This is a genomic window from Lysobacter firmicutimachus (assembly GCF_037027445.1).
GTDB lineage: Bacteria > Pseudomonadota > Gammaproteobacteria > Xanthomonadales > Xanthomonadaceae > Lysobacter > Lysobacter firmicutimachus.
In genome coordinates, this window is record NZ_JBANDL010000002.1 from 5,107,507 (window position 1) to 5,130,069 (window position 22,563).

The 22,563-nt window shown below is 70.3% G+C and carries 24 protein-coding genes; 10 read left to right on the forward strand and 14 right to left on the reverse strand.

All coding sequences use genetic code 11. The features are described 5' to 3' along the window. Positions 1-25 precede the first annotated feature (25 nt). The 4 genes from V2J18_RS21970 to sigJ all read left to right on the forward strand — a co-directional run bounded on the left by V2J18_RS21970 (position 26) and on the right by sigJ (position 3,734). Positions 26-1,270 (forward strand): sensor histidine kinase, encoded by a 1,245-nt coding sequence (locus V2J18_RS21970; protein WP_425606089.1) that lies wholly within the window; start codon positions 26-28, stop codon positions 1,268-1,270. Then, positions 1,267-1,917 (forward strand): response regulator transcription factor, encoded by a 651-nt coding sequence (locus V2J18_RS21975; protein ID WP_425606090.1) that lies wholly within the window; start codon positions 1,267-1,269, stop codon positions 1,915-1,917. Before V2J18_RS21970 ends, V2J18_RS21975 begins: the two co-directional genes overlap by 4 nt. 391 nt (positions 1,918-2,308) lie before the next feature. After that, the gene (locus V2J18_RS21980) at positions 2,309-2,752 is read left to right on the forward strand and encodes a carboxymuconolactone decarboxylase family protein (protein WP_336132899.1); all 444 of its coding nucleotides are present in this window, start codon (positions 2,309-2,311) and stop codon (positions 2,750-2,752) included. A 94-nt stretch (positions 2,753-2,846) separates the two neighbouring features. Continuing rightward, complete coding sequence (sigJ, locus tag V2J18_RS21985) at positions 2,847-3,734, forward strand: RNA polymerase sigma factor SigJ (protein ID WP_336132900.1); 888 nt, start codon at positions 2,847-2,849, stop codon at positions 3,732-3,734. A 334-nt stretch (positions 3,735-4,068) separates the two neighbouring features. On the opposite strand, the gene V2J18_RS21990 is transcribed toward sigJ, so the two are convergent. The 5 genes from V2J18_RS21990 to V2J18_RS22010 all read right to left on the reverse strand — a co-directional run bounded on the left by V2J18_RS21990 (position 4,069) and on the right by V2J18_RS22010 (position 9,215). Continuing rightward, on the reverse strand, positions 4,069-4,767 hold the full coding sequence (locus V2J18_RS21990) for a helix-turn-helix transcriptional regulator (protein WP_336132901.1): 699 nt from the start codon (positions 4,765-4,767) through the stop codon (positions 4,069-4,071). A gap of 79 nt (positions 4,768-4,846) precedes the next feature. Then, positions 4,847-6,106 (reverse strand): NIPSNAP family protein, encoded by a 1,260-nt coding sequence (locus V2J18_RS21995; protein WP_336132902.1) that lies wholly within the window; start codon positions 6,104-6,106, stop codon positions 4,847-4,849. Positions 6,107-6,131: 25 nt separating this feature from the next. Then, entirely contained in the window at positions 6,132-6,728 is a 597-nt protein-coding gene (locus V2J18_RS22000) for a hypothetical protein (RefSeq protein WP_222423760.1), read from the reverse strand. Positions 6,729-7,038: 310 nt separating this feature from the next. Then, positions 7,039-8,547: a sensor histidine kinase gene (locus tag V2J18_RS22005; protein WP_336132903.1), complete on the reverse strand. Its 1,509-nt coding sequence runs from the start codon at positions 8,545-8,547 to the stop codon at positions 7,039-7,041. A gap of 2 nt (positions 8,548-8,549) precedes the next feature. After that, positions 8,550-9,215, reverse strand: a complete 666-nt coding sequence (locus tag V2J18_RS22010; protein WP_336132904.1) for a response regulator transcription factor — start codon at positions 9,213-9,215, stop codon at positions 8,550-8,552. Positions 9,216-9,434: 219 nt separating this feature from the next. On the opposite strand from V2J18_RS22010, the gene V2J18_RS22015 reads away from it, so the two are divergent. Beyond that, positions 9,435-9,962, forward strand: coding sequence for a GNAT family N-acetyltransferase (locus tag V2J18_RS22015; RefSeq protein WP_336132905.1), 528 nt, complete (start codon positions 9,435-9,437; stop codon positions 9,960-9,962). Between the two features lies 1 nt (position 9,963). Here the strand turns inward: V2J18_RS22015 and dinB are convergent, their stop codons facing one another. Both dinB and V2J18_RS22025 read right to left on the reverse strand, forming a co-directional pair. Beyond that, positions 9,964-11,100: a DNA polymerase IV gene (gene dinB, locus V2J18_RS22020; protein ID WP_336132906.1), complete on the reverse strand. Its 1,137-nt coding sequence runs from the start codon at positions 11,098-11,100 to the stop codon at positions 9,964-9,966. 59 nt (positions 11,101-11,159) lie between these two features. Then, entirely contained in the window at positions 11,160-11,612 is a 453-nt protein-coding gene (locus tag V2J18_RS22025) for a hypothetical protein (protein ID WP_064748145.1), read from the reverse strand. A 215-nt stretch (positions 11,613-11,827) separates the two neighbouring features. On the opposite strand from V2J18_RS22025, the gene V2J18_RS22030 reads away from it, so the two are divergent. The 4 genes from V2J18_RS22030 (at position 11,828) to V2J18_RS22045 (ending at position 15,376) form a co-directional block, all read left to right on the forward strand. Continuing rightward, the gene (locus V2J18_RS22030) at positions 11,828-12,316 is read left to right on the forward strand and encodes a hypothetical protein (protein WP_336132907.1); all 489 of its coding nucleotides are present in this window, start codon (positions 11,828-11,830) and stop codon (positions 12,314-12,316) included. A gap of 77 nt (positions 12,317-12,393) precedes the next feature. After that, positions 12,394-13,437 carry a class 1 fructose-bisphosphatase gene (locus V2J18_RS22035; RefSeq protein ID WP_064748143.1) on the forward strand — a complete coding sequence of 348 codons (1,044 nt, stop codon included), beginning with the start codon at positions 12,394-12,396 and terminating at the stop codon, positions 13,435-13,437. A 187-nt stretch (positions 13,438-13,624) separates the two neighbouring features. Next, on the forward strand, positions 13,625-15,079 hold the full coding sequence (locus tag V2J18_RS22040; protein ID WP_336132908.1) for a sigma-54 dependent transcriptional regulator: 1,455 nt from the start codon (positions 13,625-13,627) through the stop codon (positions 15,077-15,079). Positions 15,080-15,148: 69 nt separating this feature from the next. After that, complete coding sequence (locus tag V2J18_RS22045; protein WP_336132909.1) at positions 15,149-15,376, forward strand: sigma-70 family RNA polymerase sigma factor; 228 nt, start codon at positions 15,149-15,151, stop codon at positions 15,374-15,376. 203 nt (positions 15,377-15,579) lie between these two features. Here V2J18_RS22045 and V2J18_RS22050 read toward each other — a convergent pair whose 3' ends face one another. The 7 genes from V2J18_RS22050 to V2J18_RS22080 form a co-directional block, all read right to left on the reverse strand. Further along, on the reverse strand, positions 15,580-16,917 hold the full coding sequence (locus V2J18_RS22050; protein ID WP_336132910.1) for a transporter: 1,338 nt from the start codon (positions 16,915-16,917) through the stop codon (positions 15,580-15,582). A gap of 35 nt (positions 16,918-16,952) precedes the next feature. Further along, positions 16,953-17,669, reverse strand: coding sequence for a hypothetical protein (locus V2J18_RS22055; protein ID WP_064748140.1), 717 nt, complete (start codon positions 17,667-17,669; stop codon positions 16,953-16,955). A gap of 57 nt (positions 17,670-17,726) precedes the next feature. Further along, positions 17,727-18,455, reverse strand: coding sequence for a C39 family peptidase (locus tag V2J18_RS22060; RefSeq protein WP_075575124.1), 729 nt, complete (start codon positions 18,453-18,455; stop codon positions 17,727-17,729). An 89-nt stretch (positions 18,456-18,544) separates the two neighbouring features. Then, positions 18,545-19,363, reverse strand: a complete 819-nt coding sequence (locus V2J18_RS22065) for a hypothetical protein (protein ID WP_064748139.1) — start codon at positions 19,361-19,363, stop codon at positions 18,545-18,547. 68 nt (positions 19,364-19,431) lie between these two features. Next, positions 19,432-20,199 carry a hypothetical protein gene (locus V2J18_RS22070; protein WP_336132911.1) on the reverse strand — a complete coding sequence of 256 codons (768 nt, stop codon included), beginning with the start codon at positions 20,197-20,199 and terminating at the stop codon, positions 19,432-19,434. 51 nt (positions 20,200-20,250) lie between these two features. Next, positions 20,251-20,889, reverse strand: a complete 639-nt coding sequence (locus V2J18_RS22075; RefSeq protein WP_336132912.1) for a hypothetical protein — start codon at positions 20,887-20,889, stop codon at positions 20,251-20,253. Continuing rightward, the gene (locus V2J18_RS22080; protein ID WP_336132913.1) at positions 20,886-21,425 is read right to left on the reverse strand and encodes a hypothetical protein; all 540 of its coding nucleotides are present in this window, start codon (positions 21,423-21,425) and stop codon (positions 20,886-20,888) included. Before V2J18_RS22080 ends, V2J18_RS22075 begins: the two co-directional genes overlap by 4 nt. A gap of 353 nt (positions 21,426-21,778) precedes the next feature. Here V2J18_RS22080 and V2J18_RS22085 point away from each other — a divergent pair, with 353 nt between their 5' ends. Next, on the forward strand, positions 21,779-22,495 hold the full coding sequence (locus V2J18_RS22085; RefSeq protein WP_064748135.1) for a 2OG-Fe(II) oxygenase: 717 nt from the start codon (positions 21,779-21,781) through the stop codon (positions 22,493-22,495). Positions 22,496-22,563: the final 68 nt, after the last annotated feature.

Sequence of the window (22,563 nt, forward strand, 5' to 3'; positions counted from 1 at the left end):
GGCGGCTCCGGTAAGGCGCCCGGCGATGGCAGTGGGCGCATCGCCATGCTGCGCCGCGGCCCGCACCGGCACAGGGGCCAGGAGTCGGCAATCGACCCTGCCGGAAGTCACTTTCTGCGTCGCGGCCATTGCCTGCGCGCGACGCGACGCGCAGCATCCGGCCATGCCCGGCCGTCTGCGCTCGCTGCTGCAACCCCTGAACCTGCCCGCCGTGCTGACCTGGCTGGCGGTGCTGCTGTCGCTGCGCTACGACAACGATGCCGAACGCGGTGCGCAATGGCTGGCGATGGCGTTGTTCCTGGCCTGCTTCCTCGGCCACGACCTGCTGCCGCCGTCGCGGCCGCGCTGGCGGGCGTGGCTGTTCGTGCCGGAATGCCTGAGCGCGCTGGCGGTGAGCTGGCTGGCGCCGACCGGCGGCACCGCGCCGGCCTTGCTGGTGATCGTCGCCGCGCACCTGGCCCTGGCCCTGCCGCCGCGACCGGTGCTGCTGATCGCGCTGCTGCTCAACCTGGCTCTGTACCTGATCCTGCGCCACGCCGGCCACGGCGCGCCCTTCATCGTCACCCTGATCTTCGCCGGCTTCCAGAGCTTCGCCGCGCTGGTCGCGCACTACGCGCGCAGCGCCGAGCAGACCCGCGACCGTCTGGCCCTGGTCAATGCCGACCTGCTCGCCACCCGTGCCCTGCTCGCCGACAGCGCGCGCGACGCCGAGCGCCTGCGGGTCGCACGCGAGCTGCACGACGTCGCCGGGCACACGCTCACCGCGATGACCTTGAACCTGCGCGCGGTCGCCGCCGAACCCGAGCTCGGCCAACGCCGTGAAGTGCAGCTGGCCCAGCGACTGGCCGGCGAACTGTTGGGCGACATCCGCAACGTGGTCCAGGCGCTGCGCGATGCGCGCGGGCTGGACTTGGCGACCGCCTTGCGCGCGCTCGCCGCACCGCTGCCGAAGCCGACGCTGGAGCTGGACATCGATCCGCGCCTGCACCTGACCGACCCGGCCCTGGCCGAGACTCTGCTGCGGCTGGTGCAAGAGGCGCTGACCAACAGCGCGCGCCATGCCGACGCCGAACGGGTGCGGGTCGAGATCCGCGCCGAACCTGACCGCTTGCGGGTGGCGATCGAAGACGACGGCCGGGTGCGCGGCGCGTTGCGCGAGGGCAACGGCCTGACCGGCATGCGCGAACGCATCGCCGCGCTGGGCGGCCGCCTGCAACTGGCCACCAACGCGCGCGGCGCGCTGCGCATCGAGGCGGACCTGCCGATATGACTCCCACCATGCAGCGCGCGCCGATCCGGCTGGCCCTGGCCGACGATCAGATGCTGGTCCGCGCCGGCCTGCGCGCCCTGCTCGAACGCCTGGGCCTGCAGATCGCGTTCGAGGCCGACGACGGCCAGGCCTTGCTCGACCGCCTCGCCGACACGCCGGTCGACGTGATCCTCAGCGACATCCGCATGCCCGGCCTGGACGGCATCGACGCCCTGCGGCGGCTGCGCGAGCGCGGCGACGCGACCCCGATGTTGTTGCTGACCACCTTCGACGACAGCGACCTGCTGCTGCGCGCGACCGAAGCCGGCGCGCAAGGCTTCCTGCTCAAGGACGCCGCACCGGAAGACCTGCGCGATGCTATCGCCCGGGTCGCCGCTGGCGAAACCCTGCTGCAGCCGGTCAGCACCGAACCGGTGCGGGCCCGCTACCGCTACCACGCCGACGACGCCCCGCGCGCCTTGTTCAGCGAACGCGAGGTTTCGGTGCTGCGACTGATGGCCGGCGGCTACTCCAACAAGGAAATCGCCCGCGCCATGTTCCTGGCCGAGGGCACGGTCAAGAACTACGTCTCGACGATCCTGGAAAAGCTCGACACCCGCGATCGCACCCGCGCGGTGTTGAAGGCGATTACCTTGCGGGTGATTTGAGTGTTGGGGATTGGGGATTGGGGATTGGGGATTCGTACGAGCATGCTTCGCCTGTAGGAGCGGCGTGAGCCGCGACAGGAGATGCGCAGAACGCCCCGTGTTCATCATCGACCACCGAAATCGTTATGCCGTCCTGGGGTAGGAGCGGCGCAAGCCGCGACCAACCGAAGCGATGGGGTGCCACGCCCGCTTCCGGAGCCCAGCCCGATGGCCGGATGCCAGCGCCTGGCGTTCTCGACTTCGGCGGACTGCGCTCGCGTACACCGCTTCGGTTGGTCGCGGCTCACGCCGCTCCTACGGGGGGGGAGAATTTTTTGGCGGGGATGTCACACGCGGGCGGGGTGGATCGTCGAACCGGTACCAATCCACTGAATCCCACCGGAGCCCCGCCATGAGCCAGACCCACGCCGTCAAGTACGAACGCGAAATCCCCGAGATCCTGAGCCAGCTGGGCGCCATTCACGGCAGCGTGCAAGCGGCCATCGACCAGCGCGGCCTGCCGCGGGCGATCTACCATCTGATCCAGCTGCGCGCCTCGCAACTCAACGGCTGCGCGTTCTGCATCAAGATGCACTTGCGCGAAGCGCGCGCCGACGGCGAAACCCAGGTTCGCCTGGACCACCTGACCGTCTGGCGCCACGTCGGCGACTTCAGCCCGGCCGAGCGCGCCGCCCTGGCCTGGACCGAAGCGCTGACCCGGATCGAGGAACGCAGCGACTACACCGCGTTGCGCACGGAATTGCGCGCGCATTACGACGACGCCCAGATCGGCGCGCTGACCGCATTGGTCGGCATGATCAACCTGTGGAACCGCCTGCAGATCTCCAAGCATTGAACGCGATACGCCGCATCCCCGGCAGCGCGCGTGCGAAGGCGTCGGCAGCGGCCGTCGCGCTGGCTATCATCGGCGCCGTTCCCAGGAATCGATCATGACCGCCACCGACGACCACCGCCTGTTCGCCCAGACCGCGCCGATGCTGACCGGCCTGGCCTACCGCATCCTCGGCTCGCGCGCCGACGCCGAGGACGCGGTGCAGGACACGTTCCTTAAATGGCAGCACACCGATCGCAACGGGATCGACAACCCGGCGGCGTGGCTGACCACCGCCTGCACCCGGCGCTGCATCGACCTGCTGCGCTCGGCCCACCGCAGCCGGGTCGACTACGTCGGCTCCTGGTTGCCCGAGCCCATCCACACCGAAGCCGCCGACCAGCCCGAGCAACAGCTGGCCCTGGCCTCGTCGCTGTCGACCGCGTTCTTGCTGCTGCTGGAACGGCTGACGCCGAAGGAGCGCGCCGCGTATCTGCTGTACGAGATCTTCGAGCAGCCCTACCACGATGTCGCCAGCACCCTGGACATCGAGGAAGCCGCCTGCCGCAAGCTGGTGCAGCGCGCGCGCGAGCACGTGGAGCGATCCAAGGTCCGCCACGTCACTCCGGCCGAGCAGCAGGAACAACTGTTGGCCGCGTTCGAAGCCGCCCTGGTCGAAGGCCGCACCGCGCCGCTGGCGGCGCTGCTGTCGGAACAGATCGCCCTGCGCGCCGACGGCGGCGGCAAGGTCACCGCCGTGGCCGAAGCCCTGCACGGCCGCGACGCGGTGCTGGGCTTCATCGAAGCCGTACTGCACCCGGCCTGCCGCAACGACCGTTGGCTGTTCGTCGACCTCAACGGCTCGCGCGGCGTGATCCTGGAACGCGACGGCAAGATCGAGGCGGCGATCAGCTTCGGTTACGACGACGCCGATCGCCTGCGCGACATCTTCATCATGCGCAATCCGGACAAGCTGGCTCGGCTGGAGGCGGTGCGGATCCGGTGAGGCGGGGGTTCGGGATTCGGGATTCGGGATTCGGGATTCGGGATTAGGGATTCGGGATTCGGGATTCGGGATTCGGGATTCGGGATTCGGGATTCGGGATTCGGGATTCGGGAAAAGCAAAACAGGGCGACGGTTGTCGCGCAACCCGGAAACCCGTGCTGTCGCCGCCTTGGAGAAGGGGCAGGGGATTTGCTTTTGGCGTCGCGCTCGACAAAGCAAATCCCCTGCGTCGCCGGTCCGATCGGACTTCAAGCCCGCAGCGGGCGCTCGCCCCTTTTTCAAAGCGGGCGATGGTTCGCGATACGTCCAAGGGGATGGCGACCCGGCGCTTCGCTTACGCCGGCTCCAGGCCCTGCCCGCCCACCGAGCGCAGGTACGCATCCAGGCCGCGTTCGCGCGATTCGGCGAAGCGTTCGCCGGTGGCGGCGTAGCCGTCGATCCGGTCCGGACGAAAGCTGCGGAAATCGGCGCGCAGCCGGCACCAGGCGCCGAGGGTCCAGCTTCCGCCCCAGAACGTCAGGCACAGCGGCTCGATCTCGCGTTCGCTGGCGCGCGCTTCGCCGTCGCGGTAGCGCAAGCGCAGCACCCGCTGTTCCGACACCGCCGCATGCAAGGCGTCGATCAGGCCGCTGGCCTCGATGCGGTTGTCCAGCTGCGGGGCGAAGATGCGGGTGCGGGCGCTGCGGGCGCGCAGTTCCGGCGGCAGTACCGCCTCGATCTTGAGCAGCGCCGCGGTGGCGGCGCGGCCCAGGCGCTCGCCGCCGAAGGCCCGCACGAAGCGCGTACCGACCACCAGGGCTTCGAGCTCGTCGGGGTTGAACATCAGCGGCGGGATGTCCGCGCCCTTGCGCAGCAGATAGCCGACCCCGGCCTCGCCTTCGATCGGCACGCCGGAACGCTGCAGGTCGGCGACATCGCGGTAAACCGTGCGCAGCGACACTTCCAGGGTCTGCGCCAGCTGCTGGGCGGTGATCGCATGGCGGCGGCCGCGCAGGGCATGGATCAGCAGAAACAGGCGGTCGGCGCGGCGCATGCGGCATGATCCCGCGCCGCCGCGCTGCGCTCAAGCGCGCCCGCATGCGGGTGGCCGCGGCCCCCGCGACCGCGCGCGCTCACGCACGCAGCTCCGAACGCGGCGTCGGCGCCAGGCGCAGCCATTGCGGCGGCTCGCGCAGCGCCTCGCGCTCGGCCTGCGCCCAGCGCGCACGCCAGACCGGATCGGCCTGCAGCCGCGCCGCGGCCGCCGCATCGCCGACCCGCGCGAACCAGACCAGATGCGGTCCGTCCTCGCGCACCGGCAAGCGCGGAAACTTGTTCGGCGTGTCGTCGCTCAGATACACGCCCAACAGCTCGGCGCCGACCGCGCGCAGGACCGGCACGAATTCGCGTTCGAAGGTCGCGGCGAAGCCGGCGGCTCCGGCCTGATTCAACGCGCAGACGCCGGCCAGTATCCGCCCCTGCGCCGCCTCGTCCGCCGCGCCCGGCGCCGCTCGCGCTTGCCTGGCGGCGGCGAAGCCCGATCCCGGCCAGGCCGGTTTCAGCATCAGCACGTCGTCGCTGTCGAGCATGGTGGCGTTGGCGGCTTCGCGATGGCGCTTCCAGGTCGGCCCGCCGTAGAAACCCTCCAGTGCGCTGCGACGCACCGTGTGATCGGGAAAACCGCGGATCCAGGTGTAGCGATCGGGGTCGTCGAGGTCGCGGAACTGGCCGATCAGGTGCATGCCGACCGCCTCCTGCGATTCGACGAATTCGCGTTCGAACAGTTCGATCAGTTCGTCGCGGCGGCCCGGATGCAGGCGGTAGCGGCGCAGCTCGATCACCGCGTCCTGGTGCAGCAGGCGGCCGTCGTCGTCGCAACGGCGCAGCCACATATGCCAGTTGGTTTCCCAGCTCGCTCCACCGTCGACGGAGAACTGCTGGTGCCAGTGCGCGGTGTGGGCGCTGATGCCGCTCCAGACGAAGCGTGCCCGCACCGGCCGTCCGGCATGCTCCAGCTCGCCTTCGAACGTGCCGACGCCGTCGCGATAGGCGCCGACCACCGGCGGTTCGAGCACGCCGTCGTGACTGCCGGCCCAGTAGATGCTCCATTGCCGGCGTTCGGGGTTGAACAGGCGCAGGGTCATGCCTTCGAATCCGTCCTCGGCGCCGGCGCGGCTCCAGTCGCTGAGGAAGGCGTCGACGTTGCCGAGCCCGCCCAGCACCGGCGCGCAGGTCTGCAGCGCCGGGAAGATCTCCCAGTCGTCGCTGCCGGCCAGGCGTTCGCGCAGGCGCTCGTTGCGCACTTGCCAACGGCCGTGGAGAAAGTCGAAGTCGTGGCGACCGTCGTCGCGCACAGGTGCGGATGCCGTCGTTGTGGCGTGCGTGGCGGACATGGGGCAGGCCTCGCTGTGGTCGGAGTCAATCGATCCGGGTCATGCGCATGACCCAGTTGGTTTCCCAGGTGCGGCCGCCGTCGGGCGACAGCGCCTGTTCCCAGCGCACGCTGTCGGCGCGGATCTGCGACCAGACCGCGCGCGCCGGCAGCATCCGGCCCTGATGCGCTTCCAGGCCTTCGAACAGGCCGATGCCGTCGCGGAAGCCGCCGATCAGCGGCGGTTCGAGCACGCCGTCGCGGTCGCTGGCCCAGTACACGTGCCACTGCCGGGTTTGCGGCCGGTACAGGCGCAAGGCAAAGCCTTCGATGCCGCCGTTCCAGTCGGTGCGGTAACGATCGACGCTGCCCAGCCCGCCGAGCACCGGTCGGCATTCGTCGGTGGCCTCGAATTCGATCCACTCGTCGCTGCCGGCCAGGCGTTTCGCCAGGCGCCGGTTCTCGACCCGCCAACGGCCGTGATAGAAGTCGAAATCGCGGCGGCCGTCGCGTTCCCCGCCTGCGGCCGGCACGGCCTGACTCGCCTCGCCGACCGCCGCGGCACCGGCCGGCAACAGCGTCCCCCATGCCGCGAGCTGCGCGCTCGCCCCCAACCGCAAGATCGTCCGTCGCTGCCGGTCCATGCCGCATCCCTCTGCCGTGCCGATCGCACCGGAGCACTGTGCGCGGGGGCTGCTGCCAGCCTGTTGTCAGCAGGGCGGCGAGCGTGGGGATGTTCGCAATGAAGGCCAAAGCGGGAGCGCCCCCGTCTGCCCCCCGTTGGCAGAACGGGGAATGCTGCGGATCGGTCCGACGCGGCCGGGTGTCCGCGGCATCCGGTCCGATCGCGACGCCCCGACTGCATCGTGACCCGCTATGTCCCCACGACGCCCCTTTTGTTCGCCTTTTTGCGAAAGGGGCCAGGGGGGATTTGCCGTTGCTGTTGCCCTGCGCCTAGGCCGCCGGCGGCCCCGGAAACCGCACCCGCACCTCGAAGCCGCGGCCGGGGCCGCGCGGGTCGTCGGCGCCGCGCTCCAGGCCCGGGCCGCATTCGATCCGCGCGCCGTGGGTCTGGGCGATGCGCGCCACCAGCGACAGGCCGATGCCGCTGCCGCCGTCGGGGCTGCCCGGGGCCCGGTAGAAGCGGTCGAAGATCCGCTCGCAGTCTTCCGCCGCCACCCCGCAGCCGCTGTCGGCGACGCTGAGTTCGACCGCGCCGCCGTCGCCGCGGATGCAGCTGACCGCGATCTGGCCGTCGCTGCCGGCATGGCGGACCGCATTGTCGAGCAGGTTGCGCAGCAGGATGCCCAGCTGGTCCACGTCGCCGAGCAACGGCGCCGGCCCGGTGCGCAGGCTGATGCGCTGGCGGCGCTCGCGCGCCAGGGTCTCGAAGTCGCGGATCACCAGGACGATCAGGTCCGACAGGTCCAGTGGCTTGAGCCGCACCGACTCTTCGCCGGCATCCAGCCGGGCCAGATCGAGCAACTGTTCCGACAAGCGCGCTGCGCGCTGTACGCCAGCGCTGAGCCGGTGCAGTGCGCCGTTCTTTTCTTCCAGGGTGGGCGCGCGCAAGGCCAGTTCGGCGTGCGTGCTCAGCACCGCCAGCGGCGTGCGCAGCTCGTGCGCGGCATCGGCGATGAAGCGCCGCTCGTGCTGGACCGCGGCATCGACCCGCTCCAGCTGGCCGTTGAAGGCGTCGACCAAGGGCCGGAACTCGCTCGGCAGCGCCTGGGTCGGCAAGGGCGTGAGATCCAGCGGCTGGCGCCGGCGCAGAATGTCGCGCACGGCGGTGATCGGCCGCAACGAGCGTCCGATCACCAACCAGGTCGCCAGCGCGAACGCCACCAGGATCAGCGCCGCCGCGAGCAGACTGCCGACGATCCAGCCTTGCAGCTCCTCGATCGCCATGCGCTTGGTCCGGCCCACTTGCACCACCAGCCCGCGCTGCGGATCGGTGAGCGTGTAGACCTGCCAGCGCTCGCCGTCGATGATCCGGCGCGCGAAGCCGTCCTTGAACTCGGGATTGAGCGGCTGCAGCGGCGCCGCCGCGGAATACACCACGTTGCGGCCGTTGGCCCAGACCTGGAAGCTCATCTTGCGGTCGGCCTCGACCGGCACCGTCGGCCGCTTCGGGTCGCGCGTGGGCAATCGCTCCAGGCCCTCGGGCATCGAGCCGAGCACCTGTTCGGCGATCTCGCGCAGCGAGTTGTCGAGCATGCCGGTGTGTTCGCGCCCCAGTTGCCAGACCTGGCAGCTCAGCCATACGAACCAGGCCAGCAGCACCGCCTTGATCAGCACCCAGGTCAGCTTCCAGCGCAGCGAATGCCCGCCCGGGAACTCGCGCATCCGCCGGCAATGTTCGCGGCGCGCGCGGCGGCGGCGCGCACGCCAGCCCACGGCGTCCTCGGCGGAGGACCCGGCCGCGTTCGTGCCCGCGGCGGTGGCGTCGCGCCCGCGTTCCATGCTCAGTTCGGCCCGCCGCCGATGCGGTAGCCGTAGCCGTGCACGGTCACGATCAGGTGTTCGCCGAGCTTGCGCCGCAGCTGGTGGACGTAGACCGCGATGGTATTGCTCTCGATCGTTCCGGAACTGCCGTACACCGCTTCCTCCAGTTGCTCGCGCGTCACCACCCGCCCTTGGCGTTCGAGCAGCAGCATCAAGGTGCGGAACTCGTGGCCGCTGAGCGCGACCGGCTCGCCGTCGCGGGTCACCAGGCGCCGCGCCGGGTCCAGCACCACGGTGCCGCAGCTCAGCACCGGCGACACCCGGCCCTGGCTGCGCCGCATCACCGCGCGCAAGCGCGCGCCGAGTTCGTCGAGCTGGAAGGGTTTGACGATGTAGTCGTCGGCGCCGGCGTCGAGCCCGGCGATGCGCTCGCTGAGCTTGTCGCGCGCGGTCACGATCAGCACGGGGGTGGCGTCGTAGCGGTTGCGCAGGGTGGCCAGCACGCTCAGCCCGCTGCCGCCGGGCAGGCCGAGATCGAGCACCACCGCATCGTAGTCGTGATCGACCAGCGCGGTCTTGGCCAGCGGCGCGTCGGCGACCCAGTCGACCCGGCCGCCGTCGTGGCGCAGGCCGGTGCGCACCGCCTCGGCGAGCATGGCGTCGTCTTCCACCAACAGGATCTTCATGCTCCGTCCGTCTGCGTCGTTGCGTCGCTCCACCGGCCGCACTGTGCGCCGGCACGATTAAAAAGTTCTTAAAGGCCGGGGCGCAGGATGCGTCGGGTCGTGCCGGCGGTCCGCGCCTGCGCGTCCGGCGCGGCCTGCGACGATGCTACCGCGCCGACCGCGTTCCGGCCCCGTCCGGACCTGCGTTCTTTCAGCCCCGATCTTTCAGGAGCCCCCGCGATGAAAGCCCAGTACGCCGCCCCCGATCCCGCCGGACCGAACGCCGTCGCCGGTCTGGTGGTCCGTCCCGTCCTGCGCCAGGACGCCGATCTGTTGATCGCCCTGTGCCAGGAACATGCCGACCAGCGCGCCCTGGAACGCCGCCCCTATGGCCCGCCGCGCAACGACGCGCTGGAGCTGCTGGAAGTGCTGTTCGAACCGCCGTTCGCCGCCTGGGCCTGGATCGCCGAGATCGACGGCCGGGCGGTCGGCTACGCCAGCGCCACCGCCGGCTTTTCGATGCTCGAACGCGCCTACTGCCTGCACCTGGACGATCCCTACCTGCGCGCGCCCTGGCGCGAACGCGGCATCGAGGTGGAACTGTTCCGCCACGCGCGCGAGGCCGCGCAACGCTTCGGCTGCCTCAACCTGCAATGCCAGTCGCCGCAGTGGAGCGAAGCGGCGCGCCTGCTCGACGCGCCGTTGCGCGCGGTGCGCTTGGACGCGGTGCGCTACGTGGTGCAGATGGAAGAACCGGCGGCGGCGTGAGTCATTCCGCCGCATCCGCGTCCGCGACGTCGAACAGATCGGACTGCGGCTGCGCCTCGTCCTCGCGCACGAAGCCCGACAGGCCGACCCCGACCAGGCGATAGCGGGTCTGCGCCGGCAGCTCGACCCGGCCGCGCAGCGCACCGGCGATCCGCGCCAGTTCGGCCGCGCCGGCCGGCGGCTGGGCGCCGGTCAGGCTGCGGGTGAGGATGCGGAAGTCGGCGGTCTTGAGCTTGAGCACCACGGTGCGCGCGATCCGGCCCGGGCTGCGCTGCAACTCGCGCTGGTAGCCCGCCCAGGTCTTGTCGGCGAGGCGGCGGATGTCCTCGTCCAGCGCATCCAACGGCAGATCTTCGGCGAAGGTGTCCTCGGACGAGATCTGCAGGGTCGGCCGCTCCGGCTCGACCGGATGCTCGTCGATGCCCAGCGACAGCTCGTGCAGGCGCCGGCCCCAGCGGCCGAAGCGTTGCTCCAGCGCCTGCGCGCCCAGTGCGCGCAGGTCGGCGACCACCGCCACGCCCAGGTCGGCCAGTTTGCGCTCCATGACCTTGCCGACCCCGGGCAGGCGCCCGACCGGAAGCGGCGCCAGGAAGGCCGCGACCTGGTGCGGCTTGATCACGAATAAGCCGTCGGGCTTGTTCCAGTCGGAGGCGATCTTGGCCAGGAACTTGTTCGGCGCCACCCCGGCCGAGGCGGTCAGCGCGGTCTCCTCGCGGATCGCGGCGCGGATCGCCTCGGCGGTGGCGGTGGCCGAGGGCAGGCCGGTCTTGGTCGCGGTGACGTCCAGGTAGGCCTCGTCCAGCGACAGCGGTTCGATCAGGTCGGTATGGCGGGCGAAGATCTCCCGCACCTGGCGCGACACCGCCTTGTAACGGACGAAATCCGGCGGCACGAACACCGCCTGCGGACACAGCCGCTCGGCGCGCACCGCCGGCATCGCCGAGCGCACGCCGAACTTGCGCGCCTCGTAGCTGGCCGCGCACACCACCGAGCGCGCGCCGCGCCAGGCCACCACCACCGGCCGGCCGCGCAAGGCCGGGTCGTCGCGCTGCTCGACCGAGGCATAGAACGCGTCCATGTCGATGTGCAGGACTTTGCGGCGCGGCGCGGGTTCGGCGGTGGCGGCGGTCGGGAGCAAGGCGGCGTGGCATCGGGCGACGCCGCCATGGTAGCGCCGCCGCGCGGCGCAGCCGGCTCTCAGGCCGCGATGTAGCGGCCTTCCAGTTCGTCGACCTGGTTCAGCGCGCCGGAGTAGATGCCGTCGTCGCCGGACAGGTAGTCGGCTTCGCCGATCTGATTGACCAGGTTCTGATAGGCGGCGCTGACGGTCGGCGTGTCCTCCCAGATCGTGGTCTGGCCGACGATCCAGCGGTTGTCGGGGTAGTTCTGCAGCACCGCCATGACCTGCGCCACCGCGCCGTTGTCGAACCAGTTGTCGTTCGTGTCCATCAACGACAGGTGGATGCCGACGATCTGGGTGTCCTCGCCTTCGCCGCTGCTGGCGAGGATGCCGATGCAGGAGGTGAACGGGGTGAAGCGCACGGTGTCGATCAGCGGACCGCCGTTCGGCGGCACGGCCTGCGCGCTGGCCCAGTAACGCTCCGGAATCTGCAGCGGGTCGCCGGTCCATTGGAAGATCTGATAAGGCATGTCGGTGTTCTCCTGTAGCACCGCGTGGTCGGGAAGCAGGCCCCGTTGCGGCACGACGCCGCAGATTGGACTTGTAGCGACGCCGTCGCGGCGGCGACATGCGGATCGAATTCCCAGTGCGTCGAGCGCCGCCATCGGCCGCCCGCGCAGCTGCATCGGCGATCTTCGCCGCGCGCACCGCTTCACGACTTCGGCGCGGCTGCGTTCTGCCGGACATGAACTTCGTACTGACCCTGCAAAGCGGCGCCCCGCGCGTCCCGGAACCCTGCTTCGCCGGCCTGCCCGAACCGGACTCGCCCGCGTTCGAATCGCTGTGCCGGTTCTGCGAGGACCATCAGGTCGACGTGCTGGCTTCGCTGCCCTGGGTCGCCGCGGAAGTCGCCGGCAAGGCCGGTTTCGGCGCGATGCTGCGGCTGGTGCACCGCCACGGCGGCCGCCGGCTGTACCTGCCGCGCGGCCGCGCCGCCTGCTCTTCGCGCATGGGCCTGTCGCTGGACCCGCTGACCCATCGCCAACTGCTCGACCGGGCCAGCGCCGCCGGCACCATCGAGATTCCCTCGGCCTGGGGCGTGTTCGTCGGCCTGCGCCGGGTCGGCATCCGCGCCGCGATCCGCAGCGGCCGCAGCTTGCGCGAGGTCGCCCATGCCTTCGGCGTGACCGAGCGCCACCTGCGCCGCGAGGCCGACGGCCTGCGCCCGAGCTGAACGCGGGCCGGCGGCGAGGCGCCGCGCGGCCCGGCATCGGCGACAATGGCGCCCCTCGCCGCCACCGCCCCGAGCCCATGTCCGCCGTACCCACGCCCAGCCCCAGCTCCGCCATCTCCCTGACCCGCTACCTGATCGAAGAACAGCGCGCCGGCCGCATCAACGCCGACCTGCGCCTGCTGATCGAAGTCGTCGCCCGCGCCTGCAAGACCATCTCGATCGCGGTCGGCAAGGGCGCCCTCGGCGGCGTGCTCGGCGACGCCGGCACGGGCAATATCCAGGGCGAGGCGCAGAAGAAGCTCGACGTGCTCAGCAACGAGATCCTGCTCGAAGCCAACGCCTGGGGCGGTCATCTCGCCGGACTGGCCTCGGAAGAGATGGACACCTCGCACCCGATTCCCGACGTCTACCCGCGCGGCAACTACCTGCTGCTGTTCGATCCCCTCGACGGCTCGTCCAACATCGACGTCAACATCTCCGTCGGCACCATCTTCTCGGTGCTGCGCGCGCCCGACGGCGTCACCCAGGCCGAGGACAAGGACTTCCTGCAGCCCGGCACCGAGCAGGTCTGCGCCGGCTACACCACCTACGGCCCGAGCACGATGCTGGTGCTGACCATCGGCCACGGCACCCACGCCTTCACCCTCGACCGCGAGGTCGGCAGCTTCGTGCTGACCACGCGCGACATGCGGATCCCCGAGGAAACCAAGGAATTCGCGGTCAACATGTCCAACCAGCGCCACTGGCAGCCGCCGATGCAGCGCTACGTCGCCGACCTGCTGACCGGCAAGGAAGGCCCGCGCGGCAAGGACTTCAACATGCGCTGGGTGGCCTCGATGGTCGCCGACGTGCATCGCATCCTGACCCGCGGCGGCATCTTCAGCTATCCGCTGGACGCCAAGTGCGCCGACAAGGGCGGCAAGCTGCGGTTGATGTACGAGGCCAACCCGATGAGCTTTCTGGTCGAGCAGGCCGGCGGCGCCGCCAGCACCGGCCGCCAGCGCATGCTGGAGGTGCGGCCGACCGGCCTGCACCAGCGCGTGCCGGTGTTCCTCGGCAGCAAGCACGAAGTCGAAGCGGCGGTGCGTTACCACCTGGAATACGATGCTGAACAGGGATAAGCGCAGGTCCCGACGCCGCCGGCAGCGCTGAACCGGCGAACCGGGCCCCCAGCCCGGCTCGCCGCATACCACAATTTTTTTGCCGTATATCGGACAGATGTCACATTGTCCGCATCCGGTTGCTATCTTCGTTTACATAAAGACTTGCGGTAGTTCATGGCGCGCTCGCGCCGGTGGGGAACCTGCGATGTCGAATCACGCACAGCGCGACCTGGGGGGTCGCCACGCGGCCACGATCTTGCCGCCGCCGCTCGCGGCGGCGCCGGACGGCCTGCGCGAACTGCTCTATCTCAGTCCCGGCGGCGCCGGGCGCATGCATGCGCTGACCGCGCTCAAGGCGCTGGGCTGGAACCTGCGCCGCGCCGCCGACGCGCGCAGCGCGCTGCGCCAGCTGCACGCGAGCCCGCACACGCCGCATGCGGTGCTGGTGGACTTGCGCGAAGGCTTCACCGCCCGCGATCTCAGCGAACTCGGTCCGGCCCTGACCGCGGCCAACGCGGGCTGGATCGCCGGCATCCACGCCGAACAACTCGGCGACGCGCTGGTGCGGCGGCTGATCCGCGACTATTGCTACGACTACGTCACCCTGCCCTGTCCCGAGGCGGTGCTGCACACGGTGATCGGCCACGGCCACGGCATGGCGGCGTTGTCCTGCGGCCAGCATCGCGGCGCCGAACACCACCACGTCGACGGCATGATCGGCGAATGCGAAGGCGTGCGCACGTTGTGCCGCATGCTCGGCAAGGCCGCCAGCAGCGACGCGCCGGTGTTCATCGCCGGCGAGACCGGCACCGGCAAAGAGCTGGCGGCGATGGCCCTGCACCGGCATTCCTCGCGCAGCCGCGCACCGTTCGCGGCGATCAACTGCGGCGCGATTCCGCACAACCTGGTCGAATCCGAGCTGTTCGGCTACGAGCGCGGCGCCTTCACCGGCGCGCAGCAGCGCAAGCTCGGCCGGATCGAGCTGGCCAACGGCGGCACCTTGTTCCTCGACGAAATCGGCGACCTGCCGCTGGACAGCCAGACCTCGCTGCTGCGCTTCCTCGAACAGGGCACGATCGAGCGCGTCGGCGGCCAGGGCCCGATCCCGGTCGACGTGCGCATCGTGTCGGCGACCCACCACGATCTGGACGCCGCGGTCGGGGCCGGCCGCTTCCGCGCCGATCTCTATCACCGCCTGTGCGTGCTGCGCATGCAGATGCCGCCGCTGCGCGAGCGCGGTGGCGACATCGACCTGCTCGCCGACTACGCCCTGCGCCGCTATTCGCAGGAAGGCCGGCGCGGCTTCAAGGGGTTCTCGCCCTGCGCGCGCCAGGCCATGCAGCGCCACGCCTGGCCCGGCAACGTGCGCGAGCTGATCAACCGCGTGCGCCAGGCCGTGGTCATGGCCGAGGGACGCTACATCACCGCCGCCGACCTGCGCATCGGCGACGCGGCCTCGGAACGGCCGATGACCTTGGAGGAAGCGCGCGACGTCGCTACCCGCGAGGCGATCGAGCGCGCGCTCAAGCGCAATCGCCAGCGCCTGGGCGAATCGGCGCGCGAGTTGGGCGTATCGCGAGTGACGCTGTACCGGCTGATGCTGAAGCTGGGCATGCGCAGCGGCGAGGACGACGCCGAGCAGGACGCGCAACCCGCCTGAACCGGCTGCCCGAACGTCCGGTTCCCCTCTCATTCGCAGCGCCGCTTCGGCGCCATCACCGGGTGCGCCATGAGCGAGCACGGCGAAGAACTCAACGAGTGGCTGATGGAATTGTTCGCCGGGCTCAACGAGCGCGAACGCAAAGTACTGCATCGGCGCTTCGGCATCGACGACCCGATCGCGGCGATGCGCGCGGCCGCCGGCGAACTGGAGTCGACCCGGGCGCGGGTACGCGCCATCCAGGCCCGCTTCGAGCAGGACGCTGCCGAGGACGAAGGCCCGGACCGCGCCGCCTGAGCGGCCGCGGCGCGGACAAAAAAAGGGCGAAAGCCTCACACTTTCGCCCCGGCGCCCGCGCCGGAACGGCGCTGCAGCGCGAAACCCGATCTGTCGATTGCGTCGTCTCGGCGACGCGGCCCCTGTTCTCCCCCTGTCTTTGCCCTTTGCGGCGATCCGGTTCCGGCGGTTCGGTCGCGGCGATCGGCCCCTTTCGCTGCGGATCAGAACGACTTGGAACCGCGCAGTGAAAACACGAAGTTCGGCGCGTCCGGGGTCAGTCCGGCGGCGAGCTGGCCGTTGAGGGTCCAGCCCGACGGCAGCACATAGCTGGCGCCGATGTTGAGCGTGGTGCTGTTGCTGGAACTGCCCGGCACGCGCCGCATGGGCCCGCCGGGCGCGGTGGTGTGGGTGGCGCCGGTCTGGGCGGTGGCGACGCTGAAGCTGATCGCCGAACGGTCGTTGAGCGCGATCGCCAGGCCGCCGCTGAGCTGGATGGTATTGCCCAGCGCCACTTCCGCCGGCGACACCTGTTCCAGCACCGGCGAGATATCGTCGAAGTCGGTCGGTCTGTTGTAGGTGTAGCCGATGTTGCCGAACAGGATCACCGGATCGTAGGTGCGCAGGGCCGATACGTTGAAGGTCGCGCTCCACACGCCCGAGCCGGTCGGCAGCTCTTCGGGGATGTTGAGGTTGTTGTTGTTGTCGTCGGGCTGGATCAACTTGAGCCCGAACGGATCGCGCCCGGTCGGCGCGCGCACGCGCAGGCTGGTGACGATGTCGGGCCAGCGCGGCGATTCCTTGACCCACTGGTAGTACACCGCGGCGCTGGCGTCGCCGAGCCCCTGCGAGCGCATGCTGACTTCGCTGACCACGCTGGACGCGCCGCCGGCGCCGCCGCTGACGAAGCGCGAATCGCGATAGACGTAGGGCACGCTGGCCTCGACGCTGAGCCGGTCGGTCAGGCCGTAGCGGCCGGTGAGCTCCAGCGTGCCGACGGTGGCTTTGGTCTGGTCGAGGTTGATGCTGCCCAGAAAGATCGCGTCCAGGGCCAGGAAACCGCTGAGCGCGAGTTGGCGACGGTCGTAGTAGCTGTAGCTGAAGCCGGCGTCGAAGGTGAACTTGCGCTGGAACAAGGGCGCGTGCTCGCGCACCACCAGCGCCTTTTCCTGCTCGCGCCGCTGGGCGTCCTCGTCGCGCTGGGTCTGGCCGATCTGCACCGTGCCGTCCTGCGCGCTCTGCGCGACCCGCGCCTCCTCCTCGGTGGCGGTGGCCGAGGCCTTGCGCTGCGCCTCTTCGGCGACCGTGCGCGCGACCTTGGCCGCATTGTCCTGCATCGAGGCGTCGCCGCCGAGGCCGCGCCCGCGCTGGCTCAGTTCCATCTCGTCGACCTGCTGGCGCAGGCGTTCGATCTCGGCGCGTTGCGCGGCCAGCTCGCGGCTCATTTCGAGCATGCGCTGGTGCAGGGACAGGGTCGGGCCGTCGTCGGTTTCGGCGGCGACGGCCGGGAGCGCGATCGCGAGCATCAGCGCGACCGACAAGGGAGCGAGGGCTGGGCGCATGGTCTCGGCGTCCGTGGCAAGAGGAGAGGGAGCGCTCAGCGAGGCAGCGCGCGCAGGCTTTCCAAGGCTTGTTGCAGACCCAGTTGCTGGCTCAGTTGCGGCGTGATCGGAGCGCTGACGAACTGCAACTGCAGGCTGTTGCTGCCGGTCAGATCGTTGCCGGCGATGCGGCCGAACTGGACGATGCCGCCGCCGGCGGCCGGGTCCAGACGCTGTTGCAGGGTCGCGCCGGGACCGGCGACGCCGAGCTGCACGCCGCCGTCGAGGAAGGTGACTTGCGCGGTCATCGGGCCGGCGCTGGAGGCGGCCTGGGTCTGACCGTTGAAGCCGCTGGCGTCGACGCTGTCGACGAAGCCGATCCGGGTCAGGTTGGACAGACGGTTGCGGTCGCCGGCGATCTGGGCGATCTGGCCGATGCCCTGCACCGATACCTGCTCGGCGCCGCTGGCGGTCGCCGGCGTCGCCTCGGGCAGGCCGGAGCCGGCTTCGGCCTGGCTGCGCGCATCGGTCTGCACCGAAAAGCCGCCGCCCTCGCGCTGCACCAGCATCGAGCCGCGGGCGCTGGCCAGGCCTTGCTGCGGCGTGTGCAGGCTGGAGACCAAATCGACCCGCAGGCCGACCAGCATCTGCGCACCGAAGTAACGTCCGCTGATCGTCGCCAGGGTCGCCTCATCGACCAGATCGACTTTCAGAGGGGGCAGGGCGGCCGCGGGTTGGACCGCGGCCGCCGCTGCCACGAGGGCCGCGAACATGGCACAGGGGGATGGACAGTTCATCGGGCACCTCGCAAGCGGTACGCGTCGCACGTGTCAGAACAAATCGGTAACGACCAGGCCGAACTCGACCACCCGCGGCGGCGCGGTGGCGCGGTCGAGCGCGTCCACCCGGCGCTCCAGCGCCGGCGAGCTGCGGTGGTTGACCAGATAGGAATCGGCGCGCATCGGCCGGTCGCCGACCACCGCGAGCACGATGCCGTTCCAGCCGCGGACGAAATCGGCTTCCGGCATGACCCGGTGGCCGAGCGCCGGATCGGCGACGAACACTCGCCCGCCGGCCGCGCCCTTGACCACCACGAAATGGCGATAGCCCTTCAGGTCGAGCAGGGCGATCACCGGCATCTGCAAGCGGTACAGCGCGTCGGGCTCGATGCGGAACCCGTGCGCGCGCATGCCGATGCCGGAGACGTAACGCTTCATGTCCAGCATCGAGAACCCGTTGCGCACCACTTCCTTCGGATCGACCCCGACCATCATCTTCTTGATCAGCTCGGCCTCGCTCACCTCCAGGCCGTAGCCGTAGTGGAGCAGGCTGGCCAACGCCGCCGAGCCGCAACTGAAGTCGTAGCGCTGCTGCATCAGGTCGCGGTAGCGCAGATCGCGCATCGTGCGCATCGGCTTGATGCCGGGCACCGCGCCGTTGCCGACCAGACGGGTGACGTCGACCGGCACGCTGCGCTCGCCGGGCGACTGCGCATGCGCCGCGCCCGCGGCGAGCAGGGCGCAGAGGCAGACGGCGAGGGTACGGATCGGCGGGGTCATGGCCTTGGATAACGACGCTGGACGCGATGCGCGGGAGGGAACTCGATCCGCGGCGGCCGGGGGCGACCGTCGCGGACCGAGAGTGCGGCTCAATCGCCGCAGTTGCTGCCACAGGTCGGCGGCGGCGGGGGCGCCGCGCAGGTGCCGCAGGACGCGGTGGCGATCGACAGCCCGTTGTGCTGCAGATTGCCGACGCCGGCGGCGACGTTGACGCCGATGTTGCCCTGTGCGCCCGACAGGGCGTTGCCGCCCAGGGTGGCGTACAGGTCCAGGCTGATGCGCCGGCCTTCGCTGTCGAGCAGATTGAACATCGCGCTCTGTTCGCTGTCGGCCGCGGCCAGGGCCAGGCGGCCCGAGCTGTTGACCGAGGCGGCCATCGCATTGCTCTGGGCGTTGCCGACGCCGGCGGCGACGTTCACACCGATGTTGCCCTTGGCGGCGGACAAGGCGTTGCCGTCCAGGGTCGCGCTGTAGTACGTGTGGTCGGTGTTGGTGGTGGCGTAGTTGTCGCTCGCGCTCTGGCTGCTGAACACCATCGCCGAAGCGAAGACCTTCTCGCCGTCGACCGCGGACAGGGCGGTGTCGTTGGCCTGCGCGTTGCCTACGCCGGCGGCCACGTTGACGCCGATGTTGCCTTGCGCGTCGGACAACGCGTCGTCGCCGAGATGGGCATCGTGATCGCCGTCGCCGAGCGAGAGGTTGTGCTCGGTGGTCTGGTCCTGATCGACCGTCGCCGAGGATTGCGAGGCGATCTTGATCTTGCCGCGTACCTTGACCCGGCCGTGCACGTCGATGTCGTTGTTGACGCGGGTCGAGCTATGGATGTCGGCGTCGTCGCCTTCGGCCCAGACCGGCAACGCCAGGCTGGAAACCAGCGCGATGGCGAGCAGGGTGTGGTGAAGTTTCATAACGATTCTCCGTAGCGGTGCCTGGAGCGGAACGGCCGCGGCCCGATGCGGCCGCGGCCGTGCGCGGATCAATCGCAGCTGCCGCAGGACGCAGTGGCGATCGACAAGCCGTTGTGCTGCAGGTTGCCGACGCCGGCGGCGACGTTGGCGCCGATGTTGCCCTGCGCGCCCGACAGCGCGCTGCCGGCCAGGGTGGCGAAGGTGTCCAGATCGCAGTCGGCGGCGAGCTCGTTGAGGAAGCTGGTCTGCTCGCTGTCGGACGCGGCCTTGGCGATGCGGCCGGAGCTGTTGACCGAGGCGGCCATCGCGTTGGTCTGCGCATTGCCGACGCCCGCGGCCACGTTCACGCCGATGTTGCCCTTGGCGTTGGACAGCGCGTCGCCGTCGAGGGTGGCGCTGTAGTAAGTGTCGTCCACGCCCGAATAGGCGAAGTTGCCGACCGAGGCCTGGCTGTTGAAGGTCATCGCCGAAGCGAACACCTTTTCGCCGTCGACCGCGGACAGGGCGGTGTCGTTGGCCTGGGCGTTGCCGACGCCGGCAGCGACGTTGGCGCCGATGTTGCCCTGCGCGTCGGACAGCGCGCTGTCGCCGAGATGGGCGTCGTGATCGCCGTCGCCCCAGGAGGCGTTGCCGAGAGTCTTCTGGTCCTGATCGACGGTCGCGGCCGATTCGGACTTGATGTAGATCTTGCCGCGCACCTTGGCGCCGCCCCAGACGCCGATGCGGTTGCTGATGCTGGTGTTGCTGTAGATGTCGGCATCGTCGCCTTCGGCATAGGCGGGAGCGGCGATGGCGACGCCGAGTGCGAGGGCAAGCAGGGTGAAATGGACTTTCATGGCCTCTCTCCTGGTGATGGTGGGTATTGCCTTGGTCTCTGCCGCTTTGTTCTAAGGAAGGCCCCCGGGCAGTCGGAGCACGATGGCGTTGGCCGACGCGTTGTCGGCCCCCGCGGTCTGATTGAGTTGCAGCACGCCCTGGCCGCCGTGGAAGGCGCCTTCGGCGATCGAGGCTTCGCGCAGCGGCGAGGAAGACGCAGCGGCCGCATCGGCGGGCGCGGACGCGGCGCCGGCGACATCGGCCAGCACCGCATCGTCCAGCCCGGACACCATCCCGCCGCGGCTGACCGCGAACAGGTTGGCCTGGGCATTGCCGGCGCCGGCGCTCTGGTTCACCGACAACAGGCCGTGGGCATCGGCGAACGCACCGGCCGCGATGTGCGCCACCGCGTCGCGCACCGATGCGGCGCCGGCGACGCCGTGCTGGGAGAGCTGCGCGTCGGCCAGCGCCAGGCCGTCCGAAGCGTGGGCGATCGTCGCCAGATTGGCCTGCATCTGACCGCTGCCGGCGGCCTGATTGACCGCGGCGCGGCCTTGCAGGCGCTGCGCGGCGCCGGCCTCGATGCGCGCTTGATCGCGTGCCGGGGCGGGCTCGGTGGCGCGGGTGTCGGTGGCGACCGCGGTCGCCAGCAGGCACACCGCCAGCCACAGCGGCGCGATGCGCTCGGCGCGGGTGCGCGGCGCGCTCATCGCCCGTTCCCCTGCGGCGACAGCGCCTGCATGACGCTGCCGGTGATCAGGTCGCCGAGGCCGGCGGTGGCGCTGGTGACCGCGCCGCCGACGCTGGCGGTCGGGCCCGGGGGGGCGGAGGAGGCGCCGAGCATGCTGCGCTGGCCGGCCGGGCCGCCGATCGCGTCGGCAGGCACCAGCAGGTCGCTCAGTTGCCGGGTGGCGGCCATCGGGCTGAGCCCGGTCGAGCCGTGCTGGCCGAGCTCGGCATCGTCGACCAAGGGCGAAAGCGAGCGGTCGAGCGTGCCGTGGAAAACCTGGCCGGGAAACGTGGTCGCTTCGGTGTGGATCGGATTGTCCTGGGCCGGCAGGGCGCGATAGGCGATGCGCGGATGGACGGTGCGCGCGACCACCACGGTGGTGTCGCGGTGCTCGTCGGCCGGCGCCTGCGCCCGGACGGTCCCGGCCGCCAGCACCCACGCGGCGCCGGCGCAGGCCAGGGCCAGACGGAGGCGACGACGCGACGGACTCGGTTCGAGCAGGCGGCGGACATGCATGGCGATTCCCCAAGGCGACGGCGTCGCAGCGACCGCACGGCGCACCGGCGGTGACAGGGTTGTCGCGAAAGTCGTGCCAACCTCGCAATCAGTTGAAAACCAAAGAAATTTCCAGGTTCTGGCGGACCCTGCGCAGGTTAAGGAAGCGAAAACGTTGCGTCGGCGATACCGGGCGGGAACCGCATGGCCCGAGTTAATGAGCCACATGACACAAACTTACGAAGGTGAATGCCGTGTCAAATCAGGCTCGCAGCCCAGTCGATGCGGCCCCGTCGGGCGGCGACCGCAGGCGTTGCTTCTTTGCAACCTTGCGCCCGTGCGAGGATGGCGCTCCCGCCCCGAACCGCTTGCCCATGTCCGCGACGATCGATGCCCCGGCCGACTTCATCGAGGTCTATCCCGAAGCGCTGAGCCGCGAGCAATGCGCCGACCTCGTGCGCCGCTTCGACGCCAGCCGCGACAGCGAACCCGGCCGGGTCGGCGGCGGCGTGATGCCCGACCTCAAGGACAGCCGCGACCTGACCATCACCAATCGCGAGGGTTGGAAGGACATCGAGATCGCGCTCAACCTGGCGGTGTTCCGCGGCCTGCTGCAGTACCTGCGCCGCTATCCGCACACGATGATCGCGCCGCTGATGCTGGAAGCGCCGTCGGCCGACGGCAAGCGTCACCGGCTCACGCCCGAGCGCATGGCGGAGATGGACGACAACGCGCTGGCGCCGATCGCGCAAACCGTGTTCCGCCCGGGCGCGATCAATCTGCAACGCTACACCGCCGACCGCGGCGGTTATCCGTACTGGCATTGCGAGCTGTATCCGCGCGATCAGGGCGCGGAGACGCTGCATCGGCACGTGCTGTGGACGATCTATCTCAACGACGGCTTCGAGGAAGGCGAAACCGAATTCCTCTACCAGCAACGCAAGATCGCCCCGCGCGCCGGCGACCTGCTGATCGCGCCGGCGGCCTTCACCCACACCCACCGCGGCAACCGGCCCAAGGGCGGCGACAAGTACATCGCCACCAGTTGGATCTTGTTCCAGCGCGCGGAGCGCTTGTTCGCCGGTCGCTGAGAGTCGCGCAGCGGCGTCAGGGCGCCGCGCGAAAAGCAAATCCTCCGGCGCCGCCGCCCCGCCGGCGC

Excerpts from the sequence above, each read along its gene's own strand:
- V2J18_RS22060 (WP_075575124.1), bottom strand. The coding sequence starts at position 18,455 with ATGACCCCGCCGATCCGTACCCTCGCCGTCTGCCTCTGCGCCCTGCTC.
- V2J18_RS22080 (WP_336132913.1), bottom strand. The coding sequence starts at position 21,425 with ATGCATGTCCGCCGCCTGCTCGAACCGAGTCCGTCGCGTCGTCGCCTC.
- V2J18_RS22070 (WP_336132911.1), bottom strand. The coding sequence starts at position 20,199 with ATGAAAGTCCATTTCACCCTGCTTGCCCTCGCACTCGGCGTCGCCATC.
- V2J18_RS22030 (WP_336132907.1), top strand. The coding sequence starts at position 11,828 with ATGAACTTCGTACTGACCCTGCAAAGCGGCGCCCCGCGCGTCCCGGAA.
- V2J18_RS22075 (WP_336132912.1), bottom strand. The coding sequence starts at position 20,889 with ATGAGCGCGCCGCGCACCCGCGCCGAGCGCATCGCGCCGCTGTGGCTG.
- V2J18_RS22040 (WP_336132908.1), top strand. The coding sequence starts at position 13,625 with ATGTCGAATCACGCACAGCGCGACCTGGGGGGTCGCCACGCGGCCACG.
- V2J18_RS22005 (WP_336132903.1), bottom strand. The coding sequence starts at position 8,547 with ATGGAACGCGGGCGCGACGCCACCGCCGCGGGCACGAACGCGGCCGGG.
- V2J18_RS22055 (WP_064748140.1), bottom strand. The coding sequence starts at position 17,669 with ATGTTCGCGGCCCTCGTGGCAGCGGCGGCCGCGGTCCAACCCGCGGCC.
- V2J18_RS22035 (WP_064748143.1), top strand. The coding sequence starts at position 12,394 with ATGTCCGCCGTACCCACGCCCAGCCCCAGCTCCGCCATCTCCCTGACC.
- V2J18_RS22085 (WP_064748135.1), top strand. The coding sequence starts at position 21,779 with ATGTCCGCGACGATCGATGCCCCGGCCGACTTCATCGAGGTCTATCCC.
- V2J18_RS21990 (WP_336132901.1), bottom strand. The coding sequence starts at position 4,767 with ATGCGCCGCGCCGACCGCCTGTTTCTGCTGATCCATGCCCTGCGCGGC.
- V2J18_RS21995 (WP_336132902.1), bottom strand. The coding sequence starts at position 6,106 with ATGTCCGCCACGCACGCCACAACGACGGCATCCGCACCTGTGCGCGAC.
- V2J18_RS22025 (WP_064748145.1), bottom strand. The coding sequence starts at position 11,612 with ATGCCTTATCAGATCTTCCAATGGACCGGCGACCCGCTGCAGATTCCG.
- V2J18_RS22000 (WP_222423760.1), bottom strand. The coding sequence starts at position 6,728 with ATGGACCGGCAGCGACGGACGATCTTGCGGTTGGGGGCGAGCGCGCAG.
- sigJ (WP_336132900.1), top strand. The coding sequence starts at position 2,847 with ATGACCGCCACCGACGACCACCGCCTGTTCGCCCAGACCGCGCCGATG.
- V2J18_RS21970 (WP_425606089.1), top strand. The coding sequence starts at position 26 with ATGGCAGTGGGCGCATCGCCATGCTGCGCCGCGGCCCGCACCGGCACA.
- V2J18_RS21975 (WP_425606090.1), top strand. The coding sequence starts at position 1,267 with ATGACTCCCACCATGCAGCGCGCGCCGATCCGGCTGGCCCTGGCCGAC.
- V2J18_RS22015 (WP_336132905.1), top strand. The coding sequence starts at position 9,435 with ATGAAAGCCCAGTACGCCGCCCCCGATCCCGCCGGACCGAACGCCGTC.
- V2J18_RS22050 (WP_336132910.1), bottom strand. The coding sequence starts at position 16,917 with ATGCGCCCAGCCCTCGCTCCCTTGTCGGTCGCGCTGATGCTCGCGATC.
- V2J18_RS21980 (WP_336132899.1), top strand. The coding sequence starts at position 2,309 with ATGAGCCAGACCCACGCCGTCAAGTACGAACGCGAAATCCCCGAGATC.
- V2J18_RS22045 (WP_336132909.1), top strand. The coding sequence starts at position 15,149 with ATGAGCGAGCACGGCGAAGAACTCAACGAGTGGCTGATGGAATTGTTC.
- V2J18_RS22065 (WP_064748139.1), bottom strand. The coding sequence starts at position 19,363 with ATGAAACTTCACCACACCCTGCTCGCCATCGCGCTGGTTTCCAGCCTG.
- V2J18_RS22010 (WP_336132904.1), bottom strand. The coding sequence starts at position 9,215 with ATGAAGATCCTGTTGGTGGAAGACGACGCCATGCTCGCCGAGGCGGTG.